Origin of the sequence: Aeromicrobium sp., assembly GCF_014378035.1 — a bacterium.
GTDB lineage: Bacteria > Actinomycetota > Actinomycetes > Propionibacteriales > Nocardioidaceae > Aeromicrobium.
On sequence record NZ_JACMOM010000125.1, the window covers coordinates 1 to 9693 of the forward strand.

Consider the following 9693-nt stretch of genomic DNA (forward strand, 5'->3'; position numbering starts at 1 on the left):
GCTGTGGAGAACATCGAGGTCGCCAGCGACCCGAAACACCCCAATCGGTTGCTGAAGAACAGCAACTCAACCAACCAGCCGCTTGGCGAGACCCTTGTGGGCCTCCGACGCGCGCTGCTGCTCACCAGCAAACGCGCTGACGATGACGACCGCCCCGGTCAGTGCAGGGATGGCCCACTGAAGCAGACGAAGCTGGCGTTGTGCAGCAGCGACCTCCGGGGGCGTCGACGCCGCGGGCTCGGTGCCGGAAACCACGGGGACGTGGGTCTGCTCGGACACCTTGCGGCCGAGAACCCGGCTGTAGGCCGTCGCTCCCAACGCGGCAGCGGTGAGGCCGGTCTTGACCAGCGCCATCGAGGCCACGCCCTGCTGCTTGCCCAGTCGCTCGCTGTTGCCCTGCAGCTGGCCGATGCTTCCGATCACGTGCGCCCCGATGGCAGCCGCGTTGATCGGGGTCCAGCGGTCCCAGCCGGCGTTGACCACCGCGCCGGCGTCAGCGGCATTCCCGGCGGCAGACGCTGCCGGGTTGAGTGCCACGGCATTGGCCAGGGTGCCACCGAACCAGGCTGAGAGTCCGATGTCGTGCAGAGAGCGGGAAACGGTGTTGAGAGCCACGAAAACCTCCAGTTGAGTGTGAAGGAGAGATACCCGCCTGCCCCATCGTCCAAACCCTCCACGATGTGGAGGGCGTGCGTTGCCTGACCGGTCTACCCGGCCTTCGACTTCCCCTTGCCGCCGCCGCCCTTGACCTTGCCATCGCCGCCACCACTGTCTCCGCCGACGACACCACTCTGTGGGGCGACCGGCGCAGCGACAGTCGGGGCCACGGCAACGGCGAGGGTGATGGTCGAACCGGAACTCAGCCGGCCCGATCGGTCGACGCCCACGACCGTCCCCACGCCTGCTGACTGAGCAACGGTGTCGCGCTTGACCACCAGACCGAGACGCTCCATCGCTGCCGATGCCTTCGAGTACGACATACCGATCACGTCGTCTGCCGCCACGCGGACCTTGCCCGACGCGACGCTGATGGTCACGACCTTGTTCGTCGGCGCATCTGACCCCTTCGCCGGTGACTGCTTCGTGACCTGGTTCGGGTCGGCGTCCGCGACATCGACCGACCGCTTCTCGACGGTGAAATCAGCGTCGCGCAGCGTGCGAGCCGCGTCTGCCGCATCCATGCCGACGACACCAGGCACGGCCGTGTCATCGGCACCCACGGCTTGCACGCCCATCAGTGCGAGCGCGGCCACCACGACCCCGGCCGCCCCGAGGAGCAGCGCCCGCCTCCGCGAACGATCCGGCGCTTCGGGCGTCACCGGAGCCACCGCGGTGGCTGGGCCCTCCGGCTCCGCGACCTTCACCACCGGGGCATGTGCCGCCGGGATCGTCAGTGTCGTCGGGATGTCGACCGGGCTGAGTGGGCCGGTCGCTGACGCCATGTCGGCGACCACGTCGGCCGAGGCGGGCCGGTCCGCGGGGTTCTTCGCTGTGAGCGCCTCCACCAGCGCACGGACGTCGGGCGGCACCTCCTCGCCCAGCGGAGGAACGTCATCGTGGAGGTGAGCGAGCGCCGTGGCGATGTGCGAGTTTCGGCGGAAGGGCGACTGGCCCGACAGGCAGTGGTGAGCGACGACACCCAGGGAGTAGAGGTCAGACCGGCCCGTCGCGGTGCGTCCAGAAGCCTGCTCAGGGCTGACGTAGTCAGCCGTCCCCAGGATCGTGCCGGTGGCGGTGAGCGGCTCACTCGTCTCGGACAGTGCTATGCCGAAGTCCACCAGCACGGTGCGCGAATCGGGGGTGAGCATGATGTTGGCGGGCTTGAGGTCGCGGTGGATGATGCCGGCCCGGTGTGCTGAGTCGAGGGCGTCGGCGACCTGCGCGACGATCGACATCACCTCGCTCGGGCTGATGACCCCCCGCTCACGGATGACCTCCGCCAGCGAGACACCGCTGACGTACTGCATGACGATGAAGGGATTTCTGTCGTCGCTCGACCGGTCCTCGTCGTAATCGAAGATCTGGGCGATGCCGGGATGGTGCAGTGCCCCGGCCAGCTGGGCTTCCGACTTCATCCGCAGACGCGAGACATCCTCCGACGGTCCGCCGTTGTGCAAAAGCTTGATCGCCACGGTGCGGGACAGCCGGGTGTCGCGGGCCCGATAGACCCGCCCCATGCCTCCGGATCCGAGGACGTCGTCGAGCTCGTAGCGCTCGTTCACCAAGGTGCTCACCGGAAAATGGTAATGGCTCGAACGGCCTGTGTCCGGCCGAGGCACGACGACGTCAGGGGTGAGGAAGCGTGGGCCGATCGGACGGCGGGATCTCACGGACGGAGTCAGGGAGAAGCGGTGGCGGAGGCTGCAGCTCCTGTCCCTGGTGCTGCGCCGCCCGCTCGATCGCGCGTCGGCGCGCATCGGGCCGATCGGCGATCGGCGCCCGCACCGGCGGCCGGCTGCTGGCGCTCGGCGAACCCACCGTGGGCGCTCCTTCTCCAGTCGGCACCCCGACCCGAGCGACCAGCCCGCCCACGATGACAGCGGACAACAGACCGAGGACCGCCAACGCACGCGTCACGAGTGTCCCCTTCCGATCTGCACCACCGGCCACGTCAACCTGGTGTTCTCGATCCTCATGCGGCTCGTCCGACTCAGCAACCCGAATACGGACCACGTGCGTGGTGCTCGCGAGCCCGACTCCGTGTCGCCTCGCAACCAGTTACCATGAACTAGTTCTTTCGGGCTAGGTTGTCCCCCATGTCTGACGCAATCCCCATGGTCTCGATGCACGGAGTGCAGAAGTGGTTCGGCAATCTCCACGTCCTGCACGACATCGAGCTGAACGTCGCCCCGGGCGAAGTTGTCGTCGTGATCGGGCCGTCCGGCTCGGGCAAGTCGACGTTGTGCCGTGCGATCAACCGACTCGAGACGATCGAGGACGGCACCATCGCCATCGACGGCACGCCACTGCCGGCTGAGGGCAAGGACCTGGCCCAGCTGCGCGCCGACGTCGGCATGGTCTTCCAGTCGTTCAACCTGTTCGCCCACAAGACGGTGCTCGAAAATGTCACCCTCGGTCCGATCAAGGTGCGCAAGAAGTCGAAGGCCGACGCCGAGAAGCTCGGAGTCGCGCTGCTCACCCGCGTGGGCGTCGAGTCACAGGCGTCCAAGCTCCCCGCCCAGCTGTCCGGGGGTCAGCAGCAACGCGTCGCCATCGCACGAGCACTGGCGATGGACCCCAAGGTCATGCCCTCCGACGAGCCGACGTCGGCTCTCGATCCCGAGATGATCAAGGAGGTGCTCGACACCATGGTCGACCTCGCACGTGGCGGCATGACCATGATCGTCGTCACGCACGAGATGGGTTTTGCCCGCACCGCCGCCGACCGCGTCATCTTCATGGCCGACGGCCGCATCGTCGAGGAGAACACTCCCGAGGAGTTCTTCGACCACCCGAAGAGCGACCGCGCCAAAGACTTCCTCAGCAAGATCCTCACCCACTGATCCCACCAAGGCACGGCACATCGAGGGAAAGAGATCACATGTACATTCGCCAGGCGAAATGGGCGGCCCTTGCCGCCACTGCCGTACTCGCGCTCTCGGCCTGCGGCAACGCCGGCGAAGAGGACAAGAACCCCGTCAACAACGCGGTCGAGAAGAACGCGGCCAGCAAATTTGAAGACGGCACCCCCATGAAGGCGCTCGCAGAGGCCGGAAAGATCAAGATCGGCGTGAAGTACGACCAGCCGGGACTTGGGTTCAAGAAGGCCGGCGACGGCATCCCGGTCGGGTTCGACGTCGAGATGGGCAAGCTCATCGCTGCCAAGCTCGGCATCAAGGCCGACGACGTCGAGTGGGTCGAGACGATCTCGGACAACCGCGAGCCGTTCCTGCAGAAGGGCACCGTCGACCTCGTGATCGCCTCCTACTCGATCACTCCCGAGCGCCGGCAGGTCGTCGGTCAGGCCGGTCCGTACTACGTCACGGGCCAGCAGCTGCTGGTCAAGAAGGGCAGCGACATCAAGTCGGTCGCAGACGTCAAGGGCAAGGAGGTCTGCTCGGTCACCGGCTCGACCTCGCTCGACCAGGTCAAGGCCAAGGGCGCCAAGACCCGCGGCTTCGAGACCTACTCACAGTGCCGTGACCAGGTGCTCGACGGTGCTATCGGCGCCATGACGACGGACGGCTCGATCCTGCTCGGTTACGCCGCCGAGAACCCCGACGAGCTCGAGGTCGTCGGTGACCCGTTCTCCACGGAGAACTACGGCATCGGCTACGCGAAGGACAAGCCCGAGCTGTGCCAGTTTGTGAGCAAGACGATCAAGGGCGCGCAGGACGACGGCGACTGGGCCAAGGCCTTCGAGGCCACGCTCGGCAAGTCAGGGGTCGAGACCCCGGCCCCGCCCGCGATGGACGCCTGCGCCTGACCCGATGACTGCGTCGGGGGCACCGATCGGTGCCCCCGACGCGGCCGTTCCACCGTCACGAAAGGAGAGTGAACCCCTGTGCAGATCCTGATCGACAACGTCGGGACGCTGGTCGAGTCGTTCTGGATGACGCTCCGGCTCGTGCTCGTCGCGGGTGCGTCGTCGCTGGTGTTCGGCACCGTGCTCGCCGGCATGCGCATCGGACCGGTCTCGGTGCTCAACAGGGCTGCGTCGCTCTATGTCACGGTATTTCGCAACACCCCGTTGCTGGTGCTCCTGCTGCTCGTGATCTTCGGGCTGCCCAAGCTGGACATCCGCCCCGGCTACTTCTGGTTGAACATCCTTGCGCTCACGCTCTACACCTCGTCGTTCGTCTGCGAGGCAATCCGCTCGGGAGTCAACTCCATACCCATCGGCCAGGCCGAGGCGGCCCGATCGACCGGCCTCGGCTTCAACCAGACGATGCAGCACGTGATCCTGCCGCAATCGTTCCGCGCCGTGGTGCCGCCGCTGGCCAGCATCCTGATCGCTCTGACCAAGAACACCTCCCTCTGCTCGATCTTCGGCCTCACCGAGGGCACCGCGACGATGAAGGCCCTCCTCAACAACAATCCTGCGCAGCTCTGGTGGATCTTCCTGGGCATTGCGCTCGGTTACATCGTGATCGTCGAGATGATCTCCTTGGCGGCTGGCGCACTCGAACGCCGATGGAGGATCTCCTGATGGCCGCATCAGTGCTTTTCGACGCCCCAGGGCCCAAGACGCTCGCGCGCCACCGCGTCTACACACTCATCTCCAGCCTCGGCCTCCTGGCCACTGTCGGACTCGTCGTATGGCAGCTGTCGCGCAAGGGCCAGTTCGCGGCTGACCTCTGGGAGCCGTTCGTCACCCCGCGCATCGTCAACGTGCTGCTGGAGGGACTCGGCAAGACCCTGCTGGCGGCACTGTTCGCCATCATCGGCGCACTGGTGCTCGGTGTGGTGCTGGGCTCGGGCAAGCTCTCGGCGCACCGTGTGCTGCGCTGGCCGAGCTGGCTGTTCGTGGAGTTCTTCCGCGCCGTGCCGCTGCTGATGGTCATCATCGCGACGTGGTACTTCCTCGGGCCGACGTCGGGCAGCAACGCGCTCGTCGCACTCGTGGCCGGGCTCGTGCTCTACAACGGTGCGGTGTTTGCCGAGATCTTCCGCGCCGGCATCAACGCGGTGCCGAGGGGCCAGGCCGAGGCGGCGTACGCCTTGGGCATGCGCAAGTCCATGGTCATGCGCATCATTCAGCTGCCGCAGGCCGTGAGGATCATGCTCCCCGCGATCATCAGCCAGACCATCGTGGCACTGAAGGACACCAGTCTCGGCTACGCCGTGCTGGCCCCCGGCCTGACATATGCCGGCAAGCTCGTCTTCGGTGAGTTCCGCAACACGATCCAGACCGCGTTCGTGCTGGCAGTCATCTACATCATCTGCAACCTGCTGCTCAGCATGCTGGCCACCTGGGCGCAGAAACGACTGGGTGGTGAGTCGACCATCGACCCCGCGGCAGCGGAGGAGGCGGGAAGCAACGACCGGGACACCGGATCAAGCCAGTACGCCAGCCCTTAGCCCCAATCCCGGCCCTGCCCTCAGTGCTTGGGCGTCACCCATAGGTGGATCGTGCCCTCGACCGTGACGGTGCCGTCCTTCGTGACAGCCCTCACCGTGACGGGCACGTCGGGCGCATTGGCCCAGTCGGCCTCGGTCGTCATGGCGGTGCAGGTCAGCGATGTCGTCGACTTCGCGAGATAGCTGACGTCCATACCCTTGGGCAGCCAACGCATCTCGGCTGGGCAGGTGGCCTCGGCGAGCAGACCCATCGCGGCCTCGAGACCGTTGCATGCCGCGATGGCGTGCACCGTACCGATGTGGTTCTGGACCGAGCGTCGCTTGGGGATCAGCACCTGGCCGAAGTGCGGCCGCATCTCCTGCACGTGCGGGTGGATCGACGCGAAGTAGGGCGCCTTCTGACCGAACGCGATCGAGAAGATGCGCTTGCCCTGGGGCAGGGCGGTCAGTTTCGTGTACAGATCCAACGTGGACGGCATGCGACAACGTTACTAAGGAGTAACTTCATCAGACGACGGCACCCCTCACGCACAGGACATCCGGGAGATTGCTGCGGATCTCCGACCATGTGCCGCCCTCGTCGTTGCTCGCCCAGATGGCGCCGTGCCGCGTGCCCAGGTAGAGGCCGACGGCGTCTTCCTGGTCGGTGACGAAAGCGTCGCGCAGCACGGCGGTGTGCGCCTCGGCCGGTAGCCCGGGGCCGGTCTCGTGCCACGTGTCGCCCGCATCGTCAGAGCGCCACACCGCCGGCTTGCCCGATGGTGGGAATCGCTCGATGTCGGCGACCAGCGGGAACACGAAGATCGTGCCGGCCTTGTGCGGGTGCGCCACGATCGGGAAGCCGAAGTCGGCCGGAAGGCCGGCGGCTATCGAGCTCCACGAGCGTCCGGCATCGTCTGAGCGGAACACTCCCCCGTGGTTCTGGGCGTACAGCCGGTCGGGGTCGCCTGCATCGATGGCGACCTTGTGCACGCACTGGCCGTACTCCGGAATCTCGACGGGGATGAAGTCTGCGCCGATGCCGCGGTTGTAGGGGTTCCACGTGTCGCCACCGTCCTCGGTGCGATAGACACCGCCAGTCGACATGGCAATCGTCACGGTGTCGGGGTCAGTGGGATGAGGAATGATCGTGTGGACGGCCTGCCCACCTCCGCCCGGCGCCCAGGTCGGACGATGCGGGTGGTCCCAGAGGCTGCGCACGATCTCGAAGGTCTCACCCCGATCGGTCGAGCGGAACAACGCAGACGGCTCGGTGCCGGCATAGACCACGCCATCCTGGCCGGCAGGTGCCGGTCGAAGCTGCCAGACCCTCTCGACAGAAGCGCCAGCGCCTTCGGGAAAGCGGACCCCTCCACCTTTGGTCTCGTCCCACGACCGCCCAAGGTCGTCGGAACGAAATACCTGCGGACCCCAGTGCGGGCTCGTGGCTCCGGCGAGCAACCGGACGGAACCACCTCGCGTGTCAATGGCTGCCGAGTAGATCTCCTCCATCGGGAAGAGCGGCTTGTCCCACTGCCACTGCACACGGTCGGCGTCGGACCGGCCGATGAAAAGCCCTTTGCGGGTACCTGCCAGCAGAATCATCTCGGACATGCGATGTCGCCTCCATAACTATTCCTAACTGGAACAGTAGTCTAGGACTGTGACCGCCAACCTGTCTACGACGTCGTATGCGCTGCTCGGACTTCTGGTCTTTGACAGCACCACGTCGGAGCAGGGACTGACGGGCTACGAGCTCAAGCAACGGGCCGACCGCACACTCCGTTTCTACTGGGTCTCCCCCGCCACGAGCCAGATCTACACCGAGCTCGACCGGCTCAACCGGCACGGCTACGTCGACGCCATCGACGACACCTCGGGCAAGCGAAACACCAGACGCTTCCGCATCACCGGAGTCGGACGGGACTCGCTCACCACGTGGCTTCACACCTCGGAGCACGACTTTCCGATCTTGAAACACCCGATAGCCCTCAGGCTCCTGATGGGCAGCCTCATGGGCCCCGGAGAGGTCGAGTCGATGCTCGACAGCTATGTCGAGGCTCTCGGTGCACGTCGCCACGAGCTCGAGGCGGTGCGCGACATGCTCGGTGACGACGACTCGGTGGCGTATCCCGCTCGCGTCGCCGAGTGGGGACTGGCCTACTACGACTCCGAGGTGGAGATCGTCAACAAGCTTCGCAAGGATCTCTGACCCGCCGTCGCCAGAGGAGTGAGATCGGCTGAGCTGACGCCCACCCACCGCATGTCACCGGCTGTCGAGTGCCTGGGCCTGCGCGCCGAGCTCGTGGCGCACGACCTCGGATGCCATTTGCCCGGAGTAGCCCTTGCGAGCCAGCATGCCGATGAGGCGACGGGTCTTGGTCTTGTCGTCGAAGCGCGACATCGAACGCAGCTTGACCTGCACCAGTCGATGCGCAGCCTCGAGCTCGACATCGGGGTCGAGCTCGGACAGGACCTCCTTGGAGATGTCGTCGTCGACTCCCTTGCTGCGCAACTCCATGCCCAGCGCGCGGGACGACAATCCCTTGCTGCGCTGGCGCGACTGCACCCAGGCCCGGGCGAACTCCTCGTCGTCGATCAGCCCGGCCGCGTCGAACTTGATGAGCGTTGCCTCCACGACCTCCTCAGGCACCCGCTTGCGGATGAGTGCCTGAGCGAGGTCGCTTCGACTGTGTGCACGCTCGCTGAGCTTGCGGACAACGAGCTCCTTGGCGAAGCTCGCGACGTCGTCCGGCGTCATGTCCTCGACAGGAGTCCGGGGCATGGATCAGAACTCGATGTCGCTCGGGGGCGTCTTGACCTCGTCGACCGGCTGGTCGACCTTGGCACCGATGCCCATGTGCTCCATGATGCGCTTCTCGAGCTCGTTGGCGAGGTCAGGATTGTCCCTGAGGAACTTGCGGGAGTTCTCCTTGCCCTGGCCCAGCTGATCGCCCTCGTAGGTGTACCAGGCCCCGGCCTTGCGCACGAAGCCCGTGTCGACGCCCACGTCGATCAGGCTGCCTTCGCGGCTGATGCCCGTGCCGTACATGATGTCGAACTCGGCCTGCTTGAACGGCGGGGCGAGCTTGTTCTTGACGACCTTGATGCGGGTGCGGTTACCGACCATGTCGGTGCCGTCCTTGAGGGTCTCGATACGCCGGACGTCGAGGCGGACCGAAGCATAGAACTTGAGTGCCTTGCCGCCCGTGGTCGTCTCGGGCGATCCGAACATGACACCGATCTTCTCGCGCAGCTGGTTGATGAAGATCGCCGTGGTGCCTGAACCGTTGATGGCACCGGTCATCTTGCGGAGCGCCTGGCTCATGAGCCGGGCCTGCAGACCGACGTGGCTGTCACCCATCTCGCCGTCGATCTCGGCCCGAGGCACGAGTGCGGCCACGGAGTCGATGACGATGATGTCGAGGGCGCCCGAGCGGATCAGCATGTCGGCGATCTCGAGGGCCTGCTCACCACTGTCGGGCTGCGAGATGAGGAGCGCGTCGGTGTCGACCCCGAGACGCTTGGCGTACTCGGGGTCGAGCGCGTGCTCCGCATCGATGAAAGCGGCGACCCCGCCGGCCTTCTGGGCGTTGGCCACCGCGTGGAGCGCGACCGTGGTCTTGCCCGAGGACTCGGGGCCGTAGATCTCGACGACACGACCGCGGGGAAGCCCGCCGATGCCGAGCGCGA

12 protein-coding genes are annotated in these 9693 nt (G+C 66.1%); 5 read left to right on the forward strand and 7 right to left on the reverse strand.

Annotated features, from left to right (window positions below):
• Positions 1-66: 66 nt before the first annotated feature.
• The 3 genes from H7290_RS06250 to H7290_RS06260 form a co-directional block, all read right to left on the reverse strand.
• Entirely contained in the window at positions 67-615 is a 549-nt protein-coding gene (locus H7290_RS06250; protein WP_290513159.1) for a hypothetical protein, read from the reverse strand.
• Between the two features lie 92 nt (positions 616-707).
• A complete protein-coding gene (locus H7290_RS06255; RefSeq protein ID WP_290513160.1) occupies positions 708-2234 on the reverse strand; it encodes a protein kinase in 1527 nt (508 codons plus the stop codon).
• A 52-nt stretch (positions 2235-2286) separates the two neighbouring features.
• Entirely contained in the window at positions 2287-2577 is a 291-nt protein-coding gene (locus H7290_RS06260) for a hypothetical protein (RefSeq protein WP_290513161.1), read from the reverse strand.
• Between the two features lie 197 nt (positions 2578-2774).
• On the opposite strand from H7290_RS06260, the gene H7290_RS06265 reads away from it, so the two are divergent.
• The 4 genes from H7290_RS06265 to H7290_RS06280 all read left to right on the forward strand — a co-directional run bounded on the left by H7290_RS06265 (position 2775) and on the right by H7290_RS06280 (position 6021).
• Positions 2775-3503 (forward strand): amino acid ABC transporter ATP-binding protein, encoded by a 729-nt coding sequence (locus H7290_RS06265; protein WP_290513171.1) that lies wholly within the window; start codon positions 2775-2777, stop codon positions 3501-3503.
• A 38-nt stretch (positions 3504-3541) separates the two neighbouring features.
• Positions 3542-4426, forward strand: coding sequence for a glutamate ABC transporter substrate-binding protein (locus tag H7290_RS06270; protein WP_290513162.1), 885 nt, complete (start codon positions 3542-3544; stop codon positions 4424-4426).
• Positions 4427-4504: 78 nt separating this feature from the next.
• Positions 4505-5149 (forward strand): amino acid ABC transporter permease, encoded by a 645-nt coding sequence (locus H7290_RS06275; RefSeq protein WP_290513163.1) that lies wholly within the window; start codon positions 4505-4507, stop codon positions 5147-5149.
• Complete coding sequence (locus H7290_RS06280; protein WP_290513164.1) at positions 5149-6021, forward strand: amino acid ABC transporter permease; 873 nt, start codon at positions 5149-5151, stop codon at positions 6019-6021. The genes H7290_RS06275 and H7290_RS06280 overlap by 1 nt, the downstream gene beginning before the upstream one ends.
• A 20-nt stretch (positions 6022-6041) precedes the next feature.
• On the opposite strand, the gene H7290_RS06285 is transcribed toward H7290_RS06280, so the two are convergent.
• Entirely contained in the window at positions 6042-6500 is a 459-nt protein-coding gene (locus tag H7290_RS06285; RefSeq protein WP_290513165.1) for a hotdog fold domain-containing protein, read from the reverse strand.
• A gap of 28 nt (positions 6501-6528) precedes the next feature.
• Positions 6529-7614 carry an exo-alpha-sialidase gene (locus tag H7290_RS06290; protein WP_290513166.1) on the reverse strand — a complete coding sequence of 362 codons (1086 nt, stop codon included), beginning with the start codon at positions 7612-7614 and terminating at the stop codon, positions 6529-6531.
• A gap of 49 nt (positions 7615-7663) precedes the next feature.
• Here H7290_RS06290 and H7290_RS06295 point away from each other — a divergent pair, with 49 nt between their 5' ends.
• A complete protein-coding gene (locus H7290_RS06295; RefSeq protein ID WP_290513167.1) occupies positions 7664-8212 on the forward strand; it encodes a PadR family transcriptional regulator in 549 nt (182 codons plus the stop codon).
• 54 nt (positions 8213-8266) lie between these two features.
• On the opposite strand, the gene H7290_RS06300 is transcribed toward H7290_RS06295, so the two are convergent.
• Both H7290_RS06300 and recA read right to left on the reverse strand, forming a co-directional pair.
• Positions 8267-8785, reverse strand: coding sequence for a regulatory protein RecX (locus tag H7290_RS06300; protein WP_290513169.1), 519 nt, complete (start codon positions 8783-8785; stop codon positions 8267-8269).
• Between the two features lie 3 nt (positions 8786-8788).
• The coding region (recA, locus tag H7290_RS06305) for a recombinase RecA (RefSeq protein WP_290513170.1) at positions 8789-9693 on the reverse strand (905 nt) is incomplete at its 5' end.

Excerpts from the sequence above, each read along its gene's own strand:
- H7290_RS06270 (WP_290513162.1), top strand. The coding sequence starts at position 3,542 with ATGTACATTCGCCAGGCGAAATGGGCGGCCCTTGCCGCCACTGCCGTA.
- H7290_RS06265 (WP_290513171.1), top strand. The coding sequence starts at position 2,775 with ATGGTCTCGATGCACGGAGTGCAGAAGTGGTTCGGCAATCTCCACGTC.
- H7290_RS06300 (WP_290513169.1), bottom strand. The coding sequence starts at position 8,785 with ATGCCCCGGACTCCTGTCGAGGACATGACGCCGGACGACGTCGCGAGC.
- H7290_RS06290 (WP_290513166.1), bottom strand. The coding sequence starts at position 7,614 with ATGTCCGAGATGATTCTGCTGGCAGGTACCCGCAAAGGGCTTTTCATC.
- H7290_RS06285 (WP_290513165.1), bottom strand. The coding sequence starts at position 6,500 with ATGCCGTCCACGTTGGATCTGTACACGAAACTGACCGCCCTGCCCCAG.
- H7290_RS06280 (WP_290513164.1), top strand. The coding sequence starts at position 5,149 with ATGGCCGCATCAGTGCTTTTCGACGCCCCAGGGCCCAAGACGCTCGCG.